This window comes from Streptomyces sp. NBC_01808, from assembly GCF_035917395.1.
Taxonomy (GTDB): domain Bacteria; phylum Actinomycetota; class Actinomycetes; order Streptomycetales; family Streptomycetaceae; genus Streptomyces.
Genome location: NZ_CP109072.1, coordinates 4,047,933 through 4,067,258 on the forward strand (window position 1 = coordinate 4,047,933; position 19,326 = coordinate 4,067,258).

Below are 19,326 nucleotides of genomic sequence, written 5' to 3' on the forward strand. Positions count from 1 at the left end.
GGATACCGTCGGTAACCTCAGGGTTCCCGCCCCCTTCCCCCTACGGGTCCGTCCCTCCCCGGTCGTATCCGGCAACCATCGCCAGGTCTGACGACCCCGCGCCCCCGCGCCACTACCGTCGTGCAACGTGACAGTCATCGCCACCGAGAACCTGAGCAAACGGTTTCCCCGGGTCACCGCGCTCGACGGCCTCACCCTCGACATCGGCCCCGGGGTCACGGGCCTGGTCGGCGCCAACGGCGCCGGCAAGTCCACGCTGATCAAGATCCTGCTCGGGCTCTCGCCCGCCTCCGAGGGCTCCGCCACCGTGCTCGGCCTCGACGTGGCCGCCGGCAGCGACACCGCCGCCACCATCCGCGAGCGCGTCGGCTACATGCCGGAGCACGACTGCCTGCCGCCCGACGTCTCCGCCACGGAGTTCGTCGTCCACATGGCGCGCATGTCCGGCCTCCCGGCCACCGCGGCCCGCGAGCGCACCGCCGACACCCTGCGCCACGTCGGGCTGTACGAGGAGCGCTACCGCCCCATCGGCGGCTACTCCACCGGCATGAAGCAGCGCGTCAAGCTCGCCCAGGCCCTCGTGCACGACCCGCAGCTCGTCTTCCTCGACGAGCCGACCAACGGCCTCGACCCCGTCGGCCGCGACGACATGCTCGGCCTCATCCGCCGCGTACACGCCGACTTCGGCATCTCCGTCCTCGTCACCTCGCACCTCCTCGGCGAGCTGGAGCGCACCTGCGACCACGTCGTCGTCATCGACGGCGGGCGGCTGCTGCGCTCCAGCTCCACCAGCGACTTCACGCAGACCACCGCCACCCTCGCGGTCGAGGTGACCGACACCGACGCCCACCCCGACGGCACCGCCACCCTGCGCAAGGCGCTCGCCGGCGCGGGCCTGGGGATCACCGCGGACGGCCGGCTGCTGTACGTCGAGGCCGAGGACGACGGCACGTACGACGTCGTACGGGACGCGGTGGCCGGGCTCGGCCTCGGGCTGGTGCGCATGGAGCAGCGCCGGCACCGCATCGCGGAGATCTTCCGCGACGACGACACCCTCCCGACGAGCACGAGCGTGAACGCGAGCGCAGACACGAACCCCCGCACCCCCGCGAGCACGTCCGCGACCGACCCCGCAGGAAGCCCTCATGCCCACTGACGCGCCCGCCACCGGCAACTCCGGCGCCACCGGCAAGCCCGGCGCCACCGCCCAGGCCCCCGGCACGAGCACGAGCACCCCCGCCGCCACCGACGTCATCCACGACATCGGCTACCGCCACTACGACGGCCCCCGCCTCGGCCGCGGCTACGCCCGCCGCTCCCTGTTCACCCAGTCCCTGCGCGCCGCGTACGGCCTCGGCCGCTCCGCCAAGTCCAAGGTCCCGCCCGCGCTCCTCTTCGGCATCATGTGCCTGGTCGCGCTCATCCTCGTCGCCGTCGCCATCGGCACGAGCATGGACGAGCTGCCGCTGGAGTACACCGACTACGCGATCTACCTCCAGCCCGTCATCTTCCTCTTCATCGCCGCCCAGGCCCCCGTGTCCGTCTCCCGCGACCTGCGGTTCCGTACCGTCCCGCTCTACTTCTCCCGCCCCGTCGAGCGCCTCGACTACGTCTCCGCCAAGTACGCGGCGATGGCCGGCGCGCTCTTCATCCTCACCGCCACCCCCCTGCTGATCCTCTACGTCGGCGCGCTGCTGGCGAAGCTCGACTTCACCGACCAGACCAAGGGCTTCGCCCAGGCGCTCCTCTCGGTCGCCCTGCTGTCGGTGCTCTTCGCCGGCATCGGCCTGGCCATCGCCGCCCTCACCCCGCGCCGCGGCTTCGGCGTCGCCGCCGTCATCGCCGCGTTCACCGTGCCGTTCGGCGCGGTCAGCGCGCTGCAGGGCATCGCGTGGGAGCAGGACAACCTCGGCGCCATCGGCTGGTTCGCGCTCTTCTCGCCCATCGGCATCATCGACAACATCCAGTCGACGTTCCTCGGCGCGACCCCCGCCACCGCCTCCCCCGAGCCCGTCGACCCGTCCACCGCGGCCGGAAGCGCCGCGCTGCTGGTCGCGCTCGCGCTCGCCGCCGGCTGCTTCCTCTTCCTGCTGCGCCGCTACCGAAAGGCCGGGCTGTGACCACCATCCGGATCGACAGCGTCTCCCGCTGGTTCGGCAACGTCGTCGCCGTCAACGACGTGACCATGGCCATCGGCCCGGGCGTCACGGGCCTCCTCGGCCCCAACGGCGCCGGCAAGTCGACCCTCATCAACATGATGGCCGGCTTCCTCTCCCCCTCCACCGGCGCGGTCACCCTCGACGGTGTGCGCATCTGGCGCAACGAGCGGGTCTACAAGCAGATCGGGCTTGTCCCCGAGCGCGAGGCGATGTACGACTTCCTCACCGGCCGCGAGTTCGTCCTCGCCAACGCCGAGTTGCACGGCCTCGGCGCCGAAGCCGCGCGCAAGGCGCTGGCCACGGTCGAGATGGAGTACGCGCAGAACCGCCGCATCAGCACGTACAGCAAAGGCATGCGCCAGCGCGTCAAGATGGCCTCCGCCCTCGTCCACGAGCCCGACGTGCTGCTCCTCGACGAGCCGTTCAACGGCATGGACCCGCGCCAGCGCATGCACCTCATGGACCTGCTACGGCAGATGGGCGCCGCCGGCCGCACCGTGCTGTTCTCCTCGCACATCCTGGAGGAGGTCGAGCAACTCGCCGCACACATCGAGGTGATCGTCGCCGGCCGGCACGCAGCCTCCGGCGACTTCCGCAAGATCCGCCGGCTGATGACCGACCGCCCGCACCACTACGCCGTACGCTCCAGCGACGACCGCGCGCTCGCCTCCGCGCTCATCGCCGACCCGTCCACCGCCGGGCTCGAACTCGACCGGCGCGACGGCGTCCTGCAAATCCAGGCCGTCGACTTCGCCCGCTTCACCGAGCTGCTGCCGCGCTTCGCCAGGGACCACGGCATCCGCCTCTACGAGGTCTCGCCGTCCGACGAGTCCCTCGAATCCGTCTTCTCGTACCTGGTCGCGGCCTGAGAAGGAGCGAAGAACGCGATGCTGTACCACCCCACCGTCGCCCGGCTCACCCAGCGGGCCATCCTCGGCCGCCGCCGGGCGCTCATCCTGCTCCTGCTGCCCGTGCTGCTCATCGTCATCGCCATCGTCGTACGCGCCCTCGTCGGCGCCGACGACGAGGTCACCGCCGACCTCCTCGGCGGCTTCGCGCTGGCGACCATGGTGCCGCTCATCGGCGTCATCGCCGGCACGGGCGCCATCGGCCCGGAGATCGACGACAGTTCGATCGTCTATCTGCTCGCGAAGCCCGTGCCGCGCCCGACGATCATCCTCACCAAGCTGATCGTCGCGGTCAGCGTGACCGTCGCGTTCTCCGCGCTGCCCACGCTGGTCGCCGGGTTCATCCTCGGCGGCAACGGCAGCCGCCTGGCGGTCGCGTACGCCCTGGCCGCCGCGGTCGCCTCCGTCGCCTACGCCGCCTTCTTCCTGATGCTCGGCACGATCTCGCGGCACGCGGTGGTCTTCGGACTCGTCTACGCGCTGGTGTGGGAGGCCCTGCTCGGCAGCCTCGTCGACGGCGTGAAGACGCTCAGCATCCAGCAGTGGGCGCTGGCGGTGGGCGAGAAGACCGGCCAGGGCGGCCACGTGGTCTCCGACGTGGCGCTGCCGGTGGCGACGGTCCTGCTGATCGTGGTCACGGCGGGCGCGACGTGGTTCGCTGCCCAGCGCCTGCGGTCGCTGACACTGGCGGGCGAGGAGTAGATTCCAGGGCGGGGGGCGGGCGATGCCTAAGACGTTCGAGATGATTCCGGATCCTCCGGCCCGTACCGCCGCGTTCGAACCGCACCTGGACGGGCTGCTGGAACTCTTCAGCCCCGCCTGGGCCGTTCCGGACGAGGCGGGGGAGGACGCGTACCGCCGGTGCGAGGTCAAGCGCTGGGAGATCGGCCGGGCCGCCGAGGCCGACCCCGACCGCACGCGCCGGCACGCGGCCCCGCTCCTCCAGGCCGCGGTTCTCGACCACTGCCGCAGCGGGATCAACCAGCTCGTACGCCCCCTGGTCAAGGCCCCCGGGCACCGCTGGACGCAGGAGCGGATCGTCTCCTACGTCCGCACCGGTACGCCCGCCGAGAAGACGGGGGCGACCATGGCCTGGTACTTCTCCGGGCCCCCGCTGCGCTACGCGTCCGCGGACGGCGTACGAAGCGGAACGCCGACCCCGGAGAGCCAGGCCGCCCTCGACGCGCTCGCCGACGTGCGCGCGGCCTACCGGGAGGCCGTCCTGACCGCCTTTCTGACCTGCGAAGAACCCGCGGTGCGGCTGGACCTCGCGCTGTGGATCCCGCTGGATCCCGCCGCCTGGCCGGATACCCTCCGGGCGGACCACGACCGGGCCAGGAGCCTCATCCTGGCGGACCCCGAGCACTACGGGCTCGTGCTCCGCCGCGCCGGGCTGAGCTGACTGCGTTACGGCGGCTTGCGGCGGCTCAGTCCTGGTCCGGGCCGTCCTGCGGGTCGGGCAGCAGGGGGAACAGCCGGGTGACGAGGGCCACGGGCCGGGCGTCGCCGGGCCGCGCCAGGGGGCGTTGCTCGCGGTCCTGGTACGGAAGGAGCGCCCGGCGGATCGCGTCCCCGACCCGGCTCATCTCCTCGGGCGTCAGATAGGCGACGGCGCTGAAGGCTTCGTCCCGCCGCCACGTCGCCGGAGCCTCGTCCCGCCGCGCCAGCCACCGCTGCCAGCTCTCGTCCTCCAACCCGCGGGCCAGATCGCCGAACTGCTCCTCGGCGGGGCTGGCGGCAGCGGGCGCGCGCCGCGTCAGGCGCCAGGGGCGCGCGCGGCCGCCGCGGGTGGGGACCTCCTCGACGTATCCGTGGCGGGCGAGCTGCCGCAGGTGGAAGGAGCAGAGGCCGGAGCTGTGGCCGAGCCGGGCGGCGGCCTCGGTCGCGGTGACGGTGCCGACTTCGGCGAGGAGGTCCAACAGGGCGGTACGGACCGGGTGTACGCGCAGTTCCGCGCCGGTGGCGGCGGTCGGGTGGTGCGGGAGTTCGGGACCCCGGAGCTGTCGGCGCTGATCGACGACATGTTCCTGACCATGTACGTGGCCGAAGGCGCCGGCCTCGCCGCCAAGTCGCCGACCTCCCGTGCGCCGCGTCCGTGAGCCATCGGCACGGTCAGAGGCTCCCCTCTGCGATCCGGCGGCGGGCAGTGGCCCAGACCGTCTCGAACTCTTCGGCGGTCAGCGGCTCGGGATCGTGGCCTTCCCACTCCGAGACGGGTGGTTCGGCGGTGAGGCCGTACTTCTTCTCGTAGTCGGCAAGGCGGCCCGCATCCCGCGCTTGCTGCCGTTCGTCGAGGGACGCTGCCGCAATCGGGACGCGCATCGGGCCCTGAAGCTCGACCTGTCGCGTCACGATGCCATCGGCCCTGAACTCGAAGTAGAACCAGATGTCCTCTTCATCCCAGTAGCAGCGCATCCACTGGAAGACTTGCCGTCTGCCCTCTGCCACCGGCTCCTCCTGTCCCGGCCGTCAGGCAAGACCGACGGTTTGCCGGGCGACGAGTTCGGCCCGGATCAGCTCAAGCAGCCGGCCCACCCAGTTTCGCCCACGACTGTCGGGGACGTCCCGCCAGAAGGGCGACTCCGAGATGCCGGTGTAGCTGATCCTCGCGTCGCCCGAGGAGAGAAGGACCTCGGCGAGCCGGGGGTGCTGCGTGAACTTGGCCCGAAGGAGCCCGGCCATGACCGCAAGCCGCGCTTCCGGCCAGTCCTTCCGGCGCGCCGCCTGACCACCGAGCTCCTGCGCCTCCCGGCCGGACGGCGCGTCCCGGATGCCGCTTCGGGCGGAGGCATCGGCCGCCGACAGGGACCAGTAACCATGGAGTACGGACGCGTAGGTCTCACCGGCGTAGGTGATCTGCGCCGGGAAGTCGTTGCGCAGCATGAACAGACCGGGTTCCTCGGGCCACCCCCGGGGATAGACGGTTTCGTACGAGACGAGAACCGGCCGACCGCGTTCCGCAGGATCGTCGGCATAGAGGACGGCCCGTCGCTCCTCCTGCCGCCGGACGCCCTGGTCCCCGCGTCGATCTTCTCTCCGTCGACGATCCGGTACGTAGGGGTCCGCCAAGTCATCCGCCCACGCTACGCCGGACCCGCATCGAGCCGTTGCTCCCGGACCGGACACCGAAGCGGGGGTGGCCGCTGGCGGAATCACCGGCAGGTGATCGACGCGATCGCCTACAAGTTCCAGACCGCTACCCAGTGGGTGCACCTGCCGGAGAGGTACCGCAACTAGTGGGGCGTCCTGACGGCGATGCTCGGCTGGGCTGCCGGCAGCAGGGGCTGGCGGGACGGTTTCACGTGGAACAACATCGGCGCGCAGTTCGCAGCCGGAGAGGCCCCGCAACTCGGGTGATCACGTCACCGGTCCGGCAGTTGCTGCGCCCTTCGTCTGGAACCACCCGCAGACGGTCTCGATGGCGTCGAGAAGCTCCTCGAAGGTGCGGGGATCTCGATGCTGCCGATGAAGTCACGAGTCCACGGTGGCCGCGATCATCGCAGCGTGGCGAGTTCATCGACGGAGTGCGTTGGGGTGCTCAGGAACAGATCGGTCGCCGTCGGACCGTAAGCGATGTTGAGGGTGTCGAGGCGGTAGGTCCATTCATCGCCGTGGGTGCCTGCGAAGCGGTAGTTGACCTGCCAGCGGAGCCATTCGCCCCGGGCGAGCCGGACTGCTGGCGGCCGACGCCACCTGCGGGGCATGCCGAATGGTGTAACGACCAGCTCAACCCGCAGGAGCCCCTCGTGTTCACGCAGCAGCACGCCGGTGTCCGCGGTGGAGTCGGGCAGGCCCTCATGCGTGACGAACCTCGGCTGGAAGTCCTCGGCTTCGTGCATGAGGACTTCATGGATGTAGGGCGGCGTAAGAAGCGGTAGGGGAAAGGCCGTCGGGGTCGCGTTCCGGCGGGAGGCTCCCGGCTCGCCGCGGGATCGTTTGGTCCAAGACGTGCGGATCCACTGGACCACTGTTTCCACGGCGCTGATCCTTCAGCATCGGCAACCAGTCCGACAGCCACTTGCCCGGGCGATTTCCTCGGCGGAACGATGAGTCTGCGGCTGACCACCGAGCACGAGGACTACATGTGAGCTCAGATCGCGCACCGATGAGTTTCCCGCGCCGCGCCGGTCTGTACGCGTGAGATCGACTCACGGAAGGCTGGCACCATGCGGAAACTCATCTATGGCATGAACCTCACCCTGGACGGCTACATCGCCGCGCCCGGCGACGACATCGGCTGGAGCGCGCCGAGCGACGAGCTGTTCCAGTTCTGGTCCGACCAGTTGCAGGCGACCGACCTGACGCTGTACGGGCGCAAGCTGTGGCAGACGATGAGCTCCTACTGGCCGACCGGCGACCAGCAGCCCAGCGCCACCCCGGCGGAGATCGAGTTCGCGCGCCGCTGGCGGGACATGTCGAAGGTGGTGTTCTCCTCGACGATCGACAAGGTCGACTGGAACACCCGCCTGGTCACCGGCGACGCGGTCGCTGAGATCACCCGGCTCAAGGCCGAGGACGGCGGCCCGATGGACATCGGCGGCGCGACGCTCGCCGGGGCGGCCATGCGCGCCGGGCTGATCGACGAGTACGTGATCGCCGCCCATCCGGTCCTGGTAGGCGGCGGCACGCCGTTCTTCACCGCGCTGGACGACTGGGTGAACCTCAACCTGGTGGAGACGCGGACGTTTCCCGGCGGCGTGGTCCTGACCAGGTACGAGACGAGGCGCTGAGCAGCTTCCCGCTGACTCACGGCTTGGCCGGGATGCTCCGTCCCAGCTCAGTGTCGGATCCGACTCCCATCCGACACCAAGCGTGAGATTCCGACACGAAATTTGAGGCGGTACAGCTCCGCGGGTCAGGTCTGGGCCATGTCCACGAAGCGGGAGTAGTGGCCCTGGAACGCCACCGTGATCGTCGCCGTCGGGCCGTTGCGGTGCTTCGCGACGATCAGGTCCGCCTCGCCGGCGCGCGGCGACTCTTTTTCGTACGCATCCTCGCGGTGCAACAAGATGACCATGTCTGCATCTTGCTCGATCGATCCCGATTCACGAAGGTCGGAAACCATCGGCTTCTTGTCGGTGCGCTGTTCAGGGCCGCGGTTGAGCTGGGACAGGGCGATCACCGGGACCTCCAGCTCCTTGGCCAGGAGCTTGAGGTTCCGGGACATCTCCGAGACCTCCTGCTGGCGGCTCTCCGGGCGGCGGGAGCCGCCCGTCTGCATCAGTTGGAGGTAGTCGATGACGATCATCTGCAGGTCGTTGCGCTGCTTCAGCCGGCGGCACTTGGCGCGGATCTCCATCATCGACAGGTTCGGGGAGTCGTCGATGTAGAGCGGGGCGCCCGTCACCTCCGGCATCCGGCGGGCCAGGCGGGTCCAGTCGTCGTCGGTCATGCTGCCGGAGCGCATGTGGTGGAGCGCCACGCGGGCCTCCGCGGAGAGCAGCCGCATCGCGATCTCGTTGCGGCCCATCTCCAGCGAGAAGATGACGCTGGGCAGATTGTTCTTGATCGAACAGGCGCGGGCGAAGTCCAGGGCGAGGGTGCTGTTGTGCGTCGGCACCATCGACCGCGAGGCCAGATACAGGTGGTCGGGATTCTCGACCTGTACGCAGCGGACCGGGACGCTGTCCAGAGGTGTGACTGCCTTGATGTACCGAGTGACCTGCTCTCGTTTCCATTGCCGCCGGGCAGAACGCGCCTTACGCGGCATCCGGGCCAGCGGGAGACTGGTCGGGACGATGACATCCCACGAGTCTGCGCAGGACCTTCCCGCCCGGGTCCGACCGGTGCGCCCGTGGATCTGCGGGACGCAACCCAAGGTGACGACGAGTTCGCGGAAGCCGTCGATAAGCACGCGGTTCGTGTTCGTGAATCGATAGGCACCGTGCCCGTCGACGTAACCATCCGAGTCCACCAGCCCTTGCACCAGCGCCAGACGCTGCTCGAATGAGGCCCGCAGATAGGCTGGAGGGATGTGCTTGCCCGCTGACAGGTTCAGCGAGCGCCACGTTTCTGTCAGCCCGCGCACACCGAAGTGGCCTGCACTGCCATAAGGAATGGCCTCATGCCCAGCCGCGCGGAACTCCCTCATCAGCCACTCGCGATCTTGTGGATCGCAAGCCACTCGTCCGTTCCCAGTCGTGTCGCCGTCTCCGAGAAGATAGCCGAGCACATACGGGTCCACGGGCAGTTCGGCTTCAGGGCAAGCCAAAGGTTGCGCGGCTGGAATGGCGTGGTTGTGCATGCCGTGCACGCGAAGCGTGCCGGCAATCTCCGCTGTGGTACGCGGCCTCAGCACCCTGCTCTCAGGTTCGGGGCGATTCCACTGCTGTTGCACCGCCGTCGCGGTCCTGCCGAGTCTGGCGCCGATCTGCGCGGATGTAAGACCGGCACTACGCCAGGCACGCATCTGATCACGCTCACCAGCGGCATAAGGTCGCGCGGACGACGGGCGGCGAGACCACGAAGGCCAGTCGTCCGGGTACGCGGCGGCCCCCGGGGCGGCGTGGTCGTACGCCTTGCGGGTGCTCCGATCCCAGGTAAGCCATTGATGGTCGGCGTCTGCCACGATCTTCGCGCCATCCGAGAACTCGACCTCGTAGCACGGACGCCCTCTCATCACGTCGGTAGCGGCAACGACGCGTGTGGGCCTGCCCTTCGCGTCAAGCAGGTAGTCGCCGACTCGAACCTCCCCCATTGTCGTCCACCCCGTGGGCGTGGGCAGCGGGGTGTCGAGGGCCAGGGCCTTGCCCATGGCGGGGCGGGCGGCTACGACGATCATCTGGCCGGGGTGGAGGCCGTTGGTGAGGGAGTCGAGGTCGGTGAAGCCTGTGGGAACGCCGGACATCTGGCCGCTGCGGGAGCCGATGGCCTCGATCTCGTCGAGGGCGCCCTCCATGATCTCGCCGAGGGGAAGGTAGTCCTCCGCGGTGCGCTGTTCGGTGACGGCGTAGATCTCGGCCTGGGCGGAGTTGACGATGTCGTCGACCTCGCCGTCGGCCGCGTATCCCATCTGCGTGATCCGCGTGCCGGCCTCGACCAGGCGGCGCAGGATGGCGCGCTGGTGGACGATCTCCGCGTAGTACTCCGCGTTGGCGGCCGTGGGGACGGACTGGACGAGGGTGTGGAGGTAGGAGGCGCCGCCCACGCGGGCGAGCTCGCCGCGCTTGGTGAGCTCGGCGGAGACGGTGATGGGGTCGGCGGGCTCGCCGCGGGCGTAGAGGTCGAGGATCGCGGTGTAGACCGTCTCGTGGGCCGGGCGGTAGAAGTCGTGGCCCTTGAGGACCTCGACGACGTCGGCGATGGCGTCCTTGGACAGCAGCATGCCGCCGAGGACTGACTGCTCGGCGTCCAGATCCTGCGGGGGTACGCGCTCGAAGGCGGCGGGGGCGCCGGGGCCCCAGGGGTCTTCGGGCGCCGGCTGGTCCGGCCGGCTGTGCTGGTCGGCCTCGCGGCGCAGTGGACGGACGTCCCCGGGCATGGTGTCCACGTAATCCCTGTGCTCTGACACGGCTGCCCCACCTCCTCCCACCCGCCTCGCGGCGGACCTCTCAGGGCGCCCCTCTTTCTTACGGCACGCCGCTGACAAATCGCCCGCGGCGTTCCGCTTCCGGCGCGTCGGCCGGGCCCCCGGACCGCGGGGCGGCGGCGCCGCTGCCGGCAGGGGGGAGGGTCAACGGTAGGTCCGCGGCGGGCTGTCGCCAATTGCGCTATCCACAGGGGGTGTGGAAAGCGTCGCCCAACCTGTGGATTACTTGGGGAAAGCTGTGTACGAGCCGGGGGACAGTGCTGTGGACAAGCACACTATCGCTCCGCGATCACCCGTTTGACCTGCTGATTCTTCGTCCACCCCCGGTGGAGGAGAAAAACTTTCCCCGCCGGGCCGAGGTCGCGGCGTACGCCGCGCGCGATCACCCCGTACACGTCATCTTGTAAGTGCCCGCAGCCTGTTGCGTCTGTTACCTGTGGACTATTAGATTTGCTGCATGCAGGACGTCCCCGCGCCCACCGCCGCCGACCAGGGCACGCCCGGCGAGCAGCGACGCCGTACCCGGCGGCGGCACGACCGCGAGATCGTCGCCCTCGCCGTCCCCGCCTTCGGCGCCCTCGTCGCCGAGCCGCTCTTCGTGCTCGCCGACAGCGCCATCGTCGGCCACCTCGGCACCCCGCACCTCGCCGGGCTCGGCGTCGCCGCCGCGCTCCTCACCACCGCCGTGAGCGTCTTCGTCTTCCTCGCCTACGCCACCACCGCCGCCGTCGCCCGCCGCGTCGGCGCCGGCGATCTGCGCTCCGCGATCCAGCAGGGCGTCGACGGCATCTGGCTCGCCGCGCTGCTCGGCGCGGTGCTCGTCGCGGTCACCGTCCCCACCGCGCCCGGGCTCGTCGGGCTCTTCGGCGCCTCCGACACCGCCGCTCCGTACGCGGTGACGTATCTGCGCATCAGCGCCTTCGGCATCCCCGCCATGCTCATCGTCTTCGCCGCCACCGGCGTCCTGCGCGGCTTGCAGGACACCCGCACCCCGCTGTACGTCGCCATCGGCGGCTTCACCGCCAACGCCGTGCTCAACGTCGCCCTCGTCTACGGCGCCGGCCTCGGCATCGCCGGCTCCGCCTGGGGCACCGTGCTCGCGCAGTGGGGGATGGCCGCGGTCTACCTGGTCGTCGTCGTACGGGGCGCCCGCAAGCACGGCGCCGCGCTGCGCCCGCAGCCGGCCGGCATACGCGCCTCCGCCCGGGCCGGGGTACCGCTGCTGATCCGTACCCTCTCGCTGCGCGCCATCGGCCTCATCGCGACCGCGGTGGCGGCGGGGCTCGGGGACGAGTCGGTCGCCGCGCACCAGGTGGTGCTGAGCATCTGGTCGCTGCTGGCGTTCGCACTGGACGCGATAGCGATCGCCGGGCAGGCGATCATCGGCCGCTATCTGGGCGCGGGGGACGTGGACGGGGCACGGGAGGCGTGCCGGCGGATGGTGCAGTGGGGCGTGGCGACCGGCGCGGTGCTGGGCGCGCTGGTGGTGGCCGCCCGGCCGCTGATCCTGCCGCTCTTCACGGACGACGCGGGGGTGCACGACGTGCTGTTGCCTGCGCTGCTGGTCGTCGCGGTGACGCAGCCGCTGGCGGGGGTGGTGTTCGTGCTCGACGGCGTGCTCATGGGCGCGGGCGACGGGCCGTATCTGGCCTGGGCGATGCTGCTGACGCTGGCCGTCTTCGCGCCGGTGGCGCTGGCGGTGCCGACGCTGGGCGGGGGGCTGACGGCGGTGTGGTGGTCGATGGGGCTGATGATGCTGACGCGGCTGGTGACGCTGTGGCTGCGTGCGCGGTCCGGGCGGTGGCTGGTCACAGGCGCCGTCCGGGCGTAGCCGCGGTGTGGGTACGGGCACGGGCCGGGCGCAGCCGCCGTACGGGCCGAAACCCCGGCCCGCGGAGGGCCGCCGTCCCGCTGAGCACCCCGGGTCCAGAGCCGTTTCCCTGAAAACGCACGCACGCGAACGGGCCGCGCCCCCGCAAGGGCGCGGCCCGTCCTTCGTCCTACCCGTCGCCGAACGGCGTCAGCCGGCCACGACCTCGACGCCGACCTTCGCGTCGACCTCGGGGTGCAGCCGTACGGACACCTGGTGGGCGCCGAGGCTCTTGATCGGCGCGGACAGCTCGATGCGCCGCTTGTCGACGTCCGGGCCGCCGGCCTGCTTGATCGCCGTGGCGATGTCGGCCGGGGTGACGGCGCCGAAGAGCCGGCCGCTGGCGCCGGCGCGCGTGGACAGGCGCACCTGCACGCCCTCCAGCTCCGACTTGACGGCGTTGGCCTGCTCGACCGAGGCGATCTCGCGCAGCTTGCGGCCGCGGCGGATCTGCGCCACGTCCTTCTCCCCGCCGCGGGTCCAGCGGATCGCCAGCCCGTTGGGGATCAGGTAGTTGCGGGCGTACCCGTCCTTGACCTCGACGACATCGCCCGCGGCACCGAGGCCGGAGACCTCGCCCTTGAGGATGATCTTCATGCTTGTCTCACCCTCCCAGTCAGCGCGCGGTCGAGGTGTAGGGCAGCAGCGCCATCTCCCGGCTGTTCTTCACGGCCGTGGCGACGTCACGCTGGTGCTGGGTGCAGTTGCCGGTGACCCGGCGGGCACGGATCTTGCCGCGGTCGGAGATGAACTTCCGCAGCAGGTTCGTGTCCTTGTAGTCGACGTAGGAGATCTTCTCCTTGCAGAAGACGCAAACCTTCTTCTTCGGCTTGCGCGGAGGCGGCTTCGCCATGATGTCTCTTACTCCAGTGTGATCAAGAAGTGTGGTGTACGAGCACGCTCGTCACGCCCCGGGAAGCCCGGGATCAGAACGGGGGCTCGTCCGAGTAACCGCCGCCCTGGCCGCCCTGGCCGCCGCCGGAGTTCCCACCCCAGCCGCCGCCCTGACCGCCCTGCTGACCGCCACCGCCGCCGGACGTCGCCCACGGGTCGCCCTGCGGGCCGCCGCCACCCTGGCCGCCCTGGCCGCCGCCGGGGTTTCCGCCCCAGCCGCCGCCCTGGCCGCCCTGCTGGCCGCCGCCACCGCCGAAGCCGCCGCCCTGGCCGCCCCTGCCGGTGGTCTTGGTGACCTTGGCGGTGGCGTACCGGAGCGCGGGGCCGATCTCGTCGACCTCCAGCTCCACCACGGTCCGCTTCTCGCCCTGCTGGGTCTCGTACGAACGCTGGCGGAGCCGGCCCTGGGCAACCACGCGCGTGCCGCGCGTCAGCGACTCGGCGACGTTCTCCGCCGCCTGGCGCCAGATCGACGCGCGGAGGAACAGCGGGTCGCCGTCCTTCCACTCGTTGGTCTGCCGGTCGAACGTCCGGGGGGTCGACGCGATCGTGAAGTTCGCGACGGCCGCGCCGGAGGGCGTGAAGCGCAGCTCGGGGTCATCGGTCAGGTTTCCGACGACGGTGATGACGGTCTCGCCTGCCATGTCTTGACCTCTCGCGGTTGCTGCCGGGTGGTGCGGTCTGGCTTGTCAGTGCGGTCAGTGCTGTCTGTGCGGTGAGTACAGCCAGCGCTGTCGGTTCAGTCGGTTCGGTTACTCGTGCGCGGTCCGTCCGTCGCCGGACGGGCCGTACGCGGTCTGCTCGTCGGTTGCGGTCAGTGGATTGCGGGGCGCAGGACCTTGGTCCGCAGCACCGACTCGTTGAGGTTCATCTGCCGGTCGAGCTCCTTGACGACATCGGCCTCGGCCTGGATGTCGATGACCGAGTAGATGCCCTCGGGCTTCTTCTTGATCTCGTAAGCGAGACGACGACGGCCCCAGGTGTCGACCTTCTCCACCTTGCCCTTGGCCTCACGGATCACGGACAGGAAGGACTCGATCAACGGGGAGACTGCACGCTCCTCGAGATCGGGGTCGAGGATGACCATCACCTCGTAGTGACGCATTGTGGAACCCACCTCCTCTGGACTCGGCGGCCACGGTCTCTCCGTGGCAGGAGGTTCTTCATTGCGTCGCAACGGTAGCGCCCGGCACTGACAACCGCGGGGGCGGCGCCGGATGGGGCGCCGGTGCGGTGGGGTGGCCTGGACAGACTCCGCTACAGACCGTACACAGTACCCGCAGCGGCCCTTCCGGTTGAAATCCGGCCACGATTCCCGGCAATCTGTACACATCGGGTGTGAGCGGCGCCACGTACGACTCTGGAGCCCGCGCCGCCATACGGGCATGGAGGTGCCCTTATGCCTCAGGCAGTACAGCCCCCGCAGCGCAACATCGGACTTTTCGCCAGCGACGGCGAATATCACGTCGCCCAGGACACGCTCCTGGCCATCACGCTCACCGTCGGGGCGGTCGCGCTCGTCCTGGCCCAGTGGCGCGGCCTGCACGTGCCGGCGACCTGGGCGGGACTGATCGGGATCGTCACCGGGGCGTGGGGACAGATGATCTCCGTGACCACCAGGGAGCGGTTCCTGATGCTCCTGGGGCTGGGAGCGTCCGGCCTCGGGTTCTTCCTGGCGATGGCGCGCGGGGGCTTCTCCCTCTGATCCGTACGGCCGTCCCCACGGCTGATCCGCACGGCTGATCCGTGCGGCTGATCCGTGCGGCACGCCGCCGATCCGTACGACACCGTCGCCTTACACCACCGGCGCTCTCCGTGTCTGCGTAGCCCCGCCGCTTGGGGCCTTCCCTCCTGGGGTGAGGTGCGCCCGCAGTAGGCTTCACCCGCGAGAAGCCTGCCGCAGTCGGCAACCCGCCGCAGCACGAGGAGCGCCGCCATGAGCCTGACCCTGCAGCCCATCAGCCGCGAGCAGCATCTGGCGTACATCCGCAGTCTGCCCGCCGCGAGCCACTGCCAGATCCCGGCGTGGGCGGACGTGAAGTCCGAGTGGCGCGCGGAGAACCTGGGCTGGTTCGACGCCGACGGCCGGCAGGTGGGCGCGGCTCTGGTGCTCTACCGGCAGTTGCCGAAGGTGAAGCGGTATCTGGCGTATCTGCCGGAGGGGCCGGTCATCGACTGGTACGCGCCGAACCTCGACGCGTGGCTCAACCCGATGCTGGCGCATCTGAAGAGCCAGGGCGCGTTCTCCGTGAAGATGGGCCCGCCGGTGATCATCCGCCGCTGGGAGGCGCCGACGATCAAGGCGGGCATCGCCGACCCGGACGTCAAGCGGCTGCGCGACGTCAACGCGGACGTCGTCGAGCCGCAGGCCTTCGAGGTCGCCGAACGGCTGCGGCGGATGGGCTGGCAGCAGGGTGAGGACGGCGGTGCGGGCTTCGGCGACGTACAGCCGCGGTACGTCTTCCAGGTGCCGCTGGCGGGGCGGTCCCTGGACGAGATCTTCAAGGGCTTCAACCAGCTCTGGCGGCGCAACGTGAAGAAGGCCGAGAAGGCCGGCGTCGAGGTGGTGCAGGGCGGTCTCGAGCACTTCGGCGAGTGGCAGCGGCTGTACGAGATCACGGCCGAGCGCGACAAGTTCCGGCCCCGGCCGCAGGGGTACTTCGAGCGCATGTGGAAGGTGCTCAACGCCGAGGAGCCGGGCCGCATGCGGCTGTACTTCGCGCTCTACCAGGGCGAGTGCCTGGCGGCGACGACGATGCTGACGGTGGGCGGGCACGTGTGGTACTCGTACGGTGCCTCCGCCAACCACGGGCGCGAGGTGCGCCCGTCGAACGCCATCCAGTGGCAGATGATGAAGGACGCGCACGCCGCCGGCGCGCACGTGTACGACCTGCGCGGCATCGGCGACGCGCTCGTCGACAGCGACCACCTCTTCGGGCTGATCCAGTTCAAGGTGGGCACGGGCGGGCAGGCGGCCGAATACCTGGGCGAGTGGGACTACCCACTGAATAAGCTGCTCCACAAGGCTCTCGACATCTACATGTCCCGCCGCTGACCACGGCGACTTCACGCGAAGCAGCGGACTTCACGCGAAGGAAAGAGCCCCCGACACCGCGAAGGAAGGTACATCGACCGCCATGCCGCTCACCCTCTACGTCGATTCCGCGCGGTGGCGCGCACACCAGCAGCACATCCTGGAGCAGTTCCCCGGACTCGTCCCCGTCTGCAAGGGCAACGGCTACGGCTTCGGCCACGAGCGCCTGGCCGCCGAGGCCGGCCGGCTGGGGGCGAGCCCGCTGGCGGTCGGCACGGTGTACGAGGCGGCGCGGGCGCGCGACTTCGTCAGCGGCGACCTGCTCGTCCTCACCCCGTACCAGCTCACCGAGGAGCCCGTCCCGCTGCCGACGCGGGTGATCCGCACCGTCGCGTCGGTGGACGCGGTGGGGCGGCTGGTCGGGGCCCGGGTCGTCATCGAGGTGATGAGTTCGATGCGGCGGCACGGCGTGACGGAGGAGGAACTGCCGAAGCTGGCGTCGCTGCTGTCGGACGTGACGCTGGAGGGCTTCGCGATCCATCTGCCGCTGGACCGTACGGACGGCTCCAGCGCGGTGGACGAGGTCATCGCGTGGATGGACCGGCTGCGCGCGGCGCGGCTGCCGCTGCACACGATGTACGTGAGCCATCTGCGGGCGGACGAGTTCGAGCAGTTGCAGCGGCAGTTCCCGCAGACGCGCTTCCGGGCGCGGATCGGCACCCGGCTGTGGCTGGGCGACCACGACGCGACGCATTACCGGGGCACGGTGCTGGACGTCACGCGCGTGGCGAAGGGCGACCGGTTCGGCTACCGGCAGCAGAAGGTGTCGGGCGACGGCCACCTGGTGGTGGTCGCCGGCGGTACGTCGCAGGGCGTCGGCCTGGAGGCGCCGAAGGCGATGCACGGGCTGGCGCCGCGGGCGAAGGGCGTGGCGCGGGCGGGGCTGGCGACGGTGAACCGCAACCTCTCGCCGTTCGTGTGGGAAGGCAAGCAGCGGTGGTTCGCGGAGCCGCCGCACATGCAGGTGTCGATCCTGTACCTGCCGGCGGAGTCGTCGGCGCCGGTGCAGGGGGACGAGATGGTGGCGCATCTGCGGCACACGACGACGCAGCCGGACCGGGTGGTGGAGCGCTAGCGGTTCGCTCGCCGCGTACGGCACGGAGCGTGCCGCGTACGGCGGCGTAGGACGCACGAAGGGCCCGGCGCCGCGGCTTCGGGCCCTCGCTCGTGTCCGGAGTAAGCCGGTCCGGCCTGACCAACCGCTCAGGATGCCCGGTCGGACGCCGGACGACGTCACTCGATGGGGGACACCCGGCCCGTCTTCGCGCTGCGTTCCGCTCCCCACCGCACGCGCATCGCCCCCGGCGCTCCGCCCGCTCCCGGGACACCCGGCCCGCCCGCGAAGCCCGGCCCGCCGGGGACGCCCGCCGCATGCCGCCCGTGGCCGGCCTCGGCCAGCACCCGCACGTCCCGCGCCCGGTCCAGGACGCCGCCGCCGGGGTCGTCGTCGCCGAGGCGGCGTACGGGATCGCGGTCCGGCATCACGATGTCCCGTACGACCACCGCGCACAGGTACAGCGTGCCCAGCAGATGCGCGGCGATGGCCACGTGGTAGCCGTCCGGGGGCAGGCCCTTGGCGTCCTCGCCGCCGTTGGTGTAAGCGAGGTAGAGCCAGATCCCCATGTAGTACGCGACCTCGCAGCCCTGCCAGATGAGGAAGTCGCGCCAGCGCGGCCGGGCCAGCGCGGCGAGGGGGATGAGCCACAGCACGTACTGCGGCGAATAGACCTTGTTGGTGACGATGAACAGCGCCACGACCAGGAACGCGAGCTGCGCGAAGCGCGGGCGGCGCGGCGCGGTGAGCGCGAGGGCGCCGATGCCGAGGCAGCCGAGGACCATCAGGGCGGCGGCGTAGATGTTGGCGTCGTCCAGGGGCTCGCCGGAGCGCTGGGAGATGATCAGCCAGAACGAGCCGAAGTCGACGCCCCGCTCCTGGCTGAAGGTGTAGAACTTCGCCCAGCCGTCCGGCGCCTTGATCATCACGGGCAGGTTGACGACGAGCCAGGCGCCCGCCGCGGCGGCGGTCGCGGTGGCGAACTGCCGTAGCCGCCCGGCCCGCAGACAGAGCAGCAGCAGTGGCCACAGCAGCAGCACGGGGTACAGCTTGGCGGCGGTGGCGAGGCCGAGGAGCACGCCGGCGGCGACGGGGCGGCTGCGGGACCAGGCGAGCATCGCGGCGGCGGTGAGGGCGACGGCGAGCAGGTCCCAGTTGATCGTCGCGGTGAGCGCGAGCGCGGGGGCGAGGGCGACGAGGAGCGCGTCCCAGGGCCGGCGGCGGTGCGTACGGGCGACGCAGACGGCGACGATCGCGACGCAGATCATCAGCATGCCGGCGTTGACGAGCCAGTAGACCTGCTCGCGGTGCACGAGGTCGTCGCCGCCGGGTGTGAGCCAGGAGGCGACCTCCATGAAGAGCCCGGTCAGGACCGGGTACTCGAGGAACTCCATCCCGCCGGACGCCTCCGGCGGGATGCGGTCGAAGTACGGCGTGAGGTCGTCGGCGAAGCCGCGGCCCTGGTAGAGGTGCGGGATGTCGGAGTAGCAGGCGCGGGTGTACTGGGCGTTGGCGCCGGAGAACCAGGCGCCGTCGTAGCACGGGTACTTCTGCACCATGCCGAGCGCGAACATCCCGATCGCCACGAGCGCGATCACCCGCACCGGAGTCCACCAGGAGCCGCCGAGCAGCGCCCGGCGCCCGAGCGGGCCACCGAGGACCTCGCTGCCGCGGGCGGCGATCTCGTCGTGCCGGGTGGGGGCGACGGGCGGCTCGTCCGGCGCCGGGGCGGCGGCCGGCCGCCGGGCCGGGTCGTGGTCCACGCTCGTCATGGAGCCATCCTGCCGTACGAGGGCCGACACGTCTGTCCGGTACGGGC

At 70.6% G+C, this 19,326-nt stretch carries 20 protein-coding genes and 1 pseudogene; 11 read left to right on the forward strand and 10 right to left on the reverse strand.

The annotated features are described in order from the left end of the window. Positions 1 to 127 precede the first annotated feature (127 nt). From OG946_RS17585 to OG946_RS17605, 5 genes are read left to right on the forward strand one after another with little or no spacing between them, the layout of a single operon-like run. Positions 128 to 1,156 (forward strand): ABC transporter ATP-binding protein, encoded by a 1,029-nt coding sequence (locus OG946_RS17585; protein WP_326797033.1) that lies wholly within the window; start codon positions 128 to 130, stop codon positions 1,154 to 1,156. Then, on the forward strand, positions 1,146 to 2,120 hold the full coding sequence (locus OG946_RS17590) for an ABC transporter permease (RefSeq protein WP_326797034.1): 975 nt from the start codon (positions 1,146 to 1,148) through the stop codon (positions 2,118 to 2,120). The genes OG946_RS17585 and OG946_RS17590 overlap by 11 nt, the downstream gene beginning before the upstream one ends. Then, entirely contained in the window at positions 2,117 to 3,028 is a 912-nt protein-coding gene (locus OG946_RS17595; protein WP_326797035.1) for an ABC transporter ATP-binding protein, read from the forward strand. The genes OG946_RS17590 and OG946_RS17595 overlap by 4 nt, the downstream gene beginning before the upstream one ends. A gap of 21 nt (positions 3,029 to 3,049) precedes the next feature. Further along, on the forward strand, positions 3,050 to 3,769 hold the full coding sequence (locus tag OG946_RS17600; RefSeq protein ID WP_326800288.1) for an ABC transporter permease: 720 nt from the start codon (positions 3,050 to 3,052) through the stop codon (positions 3,767 to 3,769). A 40-nt stretch (positions 3,770 to 3,809) separates the two neighbouring features. Further along, entirely contained in the window at positions 3,810 to 4,469 is a 660-nt protein-coding gene (locus OG946_RS17605; RefSeq protein WP_326797036.1) for a hypothetical protein, read from the forward strand. Between the two features lie 25 nt (positions 4,470 to 4,494). On the opposite strand, the gene OG946_RS17610 is transcribed toward OG946_RS17605, so the two are convergent. Then, positions 4,495 to 4,989 carry a winged helix-turn-helix domain-containing protein gene (locus tag OG946_RS17610; protein ID WP_442814628.1) on the reverse strand — a complete coding sequence of 165 codons (495 nt, stop codon included), beginning with the start codon at positions 4,987 to 4,989 and terminating at the stop codon, positions 4,495 to 4,497. Between the two features lie 15 nt (positions 4,990 to 5,004). Between OG946_RS17610 and OG946_RS17615 the strand changes: the two are divergent. Then, positions 5,005 to 5,133, forward strand: a pseudogene (locus OG946_RS17615) (peptide deformylase); the annotation flags it as partial. Between the two features lie 46 nt (positions 5,134 to 5,179). Here the strand turns inward: OG946_RS17615 and OG946_RS17620 are convergent. The 3 genes from OG946_RS17620 to OG946_RS17630 form a co-directional block, all read right to left on the reverse strand. Then, a complete protein-coding gene (locus OG946_RS17620; protein WP_326800290.1) occupies positions 5,180 to 5,482 on the reverse strand; it encodes a hypothetical protein in 303 nt (100 codons plus the stop codon). A gap of 54 nt (positions 5,483 to 5,536) precedes the next feature. Next, a complete protein-coding gene (locus OG946_RS17625) occupies positions 5,537 to 5,950 on the reverse strand; it encodes an NADAR family protein (protein WP_326797037.1) in 414 nt (137 codons plus the stop codon). Positions 5,951 to 6,561: 611 nt separating this feature from the next. Beyond that, complete coding sequence (locus tag OG946_RS17630; RefSeq protein ID WP_326797038.1) at positions 6,562 to 6,906, reverse strand: hypothetical protein; 345 nt, start codon at positions 6,904 to 6,906, stop codon at positions 6,562 to 6,564. A gap of 327 nt (positions 6,907 to 7,233) precedes the next feature. Between OG946_RS17630 and OG946_RS17635 the strand changes: the two genes are divergently transcribed. Next, positions 7,234 to 7,797: a dihydrofolate reductase family protein gene (locus tag OG946_RS17635; RefSeq protein WP_326797039.1), complete on the forward strand. Its 564-nt coding sequence runs from the start codon at positions 7,234 to 7,236 to the stop codon at positions 7,795 to 7,797. 125 nt (positions 7,798 to 7,922) lie between these two features. Here the strand turns inward: OG946_RS17635 and dnaB are convergent, their stop codons facing one another. Then, on the reverse strand, positions 7,923 to 10,547 hold the full coding sequence (dnaB, locus tag OG946_RS17640; RefSeq protein ID WP_326800291.1) for a replicative DNA helicase: 2,625 nt from the start codon (positions 10,545 to 10,547) through the stop codon (positions 7,923 to 7,925). Between the two features lie 505 nt (positions 10,548 to 11,052). Between dnaB and OG946_RS17645 the strand changes: the two genes are divergently transcribed. Then, positions 11,053 to 12,426 (forward strand): MATE family efflux transporter, encoded by a 1,374-nt coding sequence (locus tag OG946_RS17645; protein ID WP_326797040.1) that lies wholly within the window; start codon positions 11,053 to 11,055, stop codon positions 12,424 to 12,426. A 189-nt stretch (positions 12,427 to 12,615) separates the two neighbouring features. On the opposite strand, the gene rplI is transcribed toward OG946_RS17645, so the two are convergent. The 4 genes from rplI to rpsF form a co-directional block, all read right to left on the reverse strand. Then, positions 12,616 to 13,062, reverse strand: coding sequence for a 50S ribosomal protein L9 (gene rplI / locus OG946_RS17650; RefSeq protein ID WP_027741613.1), 447 nt, complete (start codon positions 13,060 to 13,062; stop codon positions 12,616 to 12,618). Between the two features lie 19 nt (positions 13,063 to 13,081). After that, positions 13,082 to 13,318 (reverse strand): 30S ribosomal protein S18, encoded by a 237-nt coding sequence (rpsR, locus tag OG946_RS17655; RefSeq protein WP_018838794.1) that lies wholly within the window; start codon positions 13,316 to 13,318, stop codon positions 13,082 to 13,084. Positions 13,319 to 13,391: 73 nt separating this feature from the next. Beyond that, positions 13,392 to 14,003, reverse strand: a complete 612-nt coding sequence (locus tag OG946_RS17660; protein ID WP_326797041.1) for a single-stranded DNA-binding protein — start codon at positions 14,001 to 14,003, stop codon at positions 13,392 to 13,394. 170 nt (positions 14,004 to 14,173) lie between these two features. Then, a complete protein-coding gene (gene rpsF / locus OG946_RS17665; RefSeq protein WP_018838796.1) occupies positions 14,174 to 14,464 on the reverse strand; it encodes a 30S ribosomal protein S6 in 291 nt (96 codons plus the stop codon). Between the two features lie 294 nt (positions 14,465 to 14,758). Between rpsF and OG946_RS17670 the strand changes: the two genes are divergently transcribed. The 3 genes from OG946_RS17670 to OG946_RS17680 all read left to right on the forward strand — a co-directional run bounded on the left by OG946_RS17670 (position 14,759) and on the right by OG946_RS17680 (position 17,528). Then, the gene (locus OG946_RS17670; protein ID WP_326797042.1) at positions 14,759 to 15,064 is read left to right on the forward strand and encodes a hypothetical protein; all 306 of its coding nucleotides are present in this window, start codon (positions 14,759 to 14,761) and stop codon (positions 15,062 to 15,064) included. A 231-nt stretch (positions 15,065 to 15,295) separates the two neighbouring features. Then, positions 15,296 to 16,414, forward strand: coding sequence for a lipid II:glycine glycyltransferase FemX (locus tag OG946_RS17675; RefSeq protein WP_326797043.1), 1,119 nt, complete (start codon positions 15,296 to 15,298; stop codon positions 16,412 to 16,414). 82 nt (positions 16,415 to 16,496) lie between these two features. After that, entirely contained in the window at positions 16,497 to 17,528 is a 1,032-nt protein-coding gene (locus OG946_RS17680; protein ID WP_047016786.1) for an alanine racemase, read from the forward strand. Between the two features lie 158 nt (positions 17,529 to 17,686). Here OG946_RS17680 and OG946_RS17685 read toward each other — a convergent pair whose 3' ends face one another. After that, on the reverse strand, positions 17,687 to 19,279 hold the full coding sequence (locus OG946_RS17685; RefSeq protein WP_326797044.1) for a glycosyltransferase family 87 protein: 1,593 nt from the start codon (positions 19,277 to 19,279) through the stop codon (positions 17,687 to 17,689). Positions 19,280 to 19,326: the final 47 nt, after the last annotated feature.